The sequence below is a fragment of the Arthrobacter sp. SIMBA_036 genome (assembly GCF_046535135.1).
Taxonomy (GTDB): Bacteria; Actinomycetota; Actinomycetes; order Actinomycetales; family Micrococcaceae; genus Arthrobacter.
Genome location: NZ_JAWRXG010000046.1, coordinates 1 through 499 on the forward strand (window position 1 = coordinate 1; position 499 = coordinate 499).

General features: G+C 60.3%; 1 pseudogene. It reads left to right on the forward strand.

Annotation, left to right across the window (positions count from 1 at the left end):
- Positions 1-499 (forward strand): annotated as a pseudogene (locus SB659_RS19070) (pyruvate dehydrogenase (acetyl-transferring), homodimeric type); the annotation flags it as partial.

The following is a 499-nucleotide window of genomic DNA, read 5'->3' on the forward strand; positions in this document are numbered from 1 at the left end:
TCTGGGGCCGGGAATGGGACTCCCTGCTGGAAGCAGACACCGACGGGGCGTTGGTGAAAATCATGAACGAAACCCCCGATGGTGACTACCAAACCTACAAAGCCGAATCCGGCGGGTTCGTCCGGGAACACTTCTTCGGGAAAAACCCGGCCACCAAAGACATGGTCGCGGACCTCACCGACGAACAGATCTGGGGCCTCAAACGCGGCGGCCACGACTACCGCAAGGTCTACGCCGCGTACAAGGCAGCGACCGAATTCAAGGGCAAACCCACCGTCATCCTCGCCAAAACCGTCAAAGGCTACGGACTGGGCCCGCACTTCGAAGGCCGCAACGCGACCCACCAAATGAAGAAACTGACCATGGAAGACCTCAAAGCCTTCCGTGACCACCTCCGGATCCCCATCACGGACGAACAACTCGACGCGGACCTCTACCGGCCCCCGTACTACCACCCCGGCATGGACGCCCCCGAAATCAAATACCTGATGGAACGCCG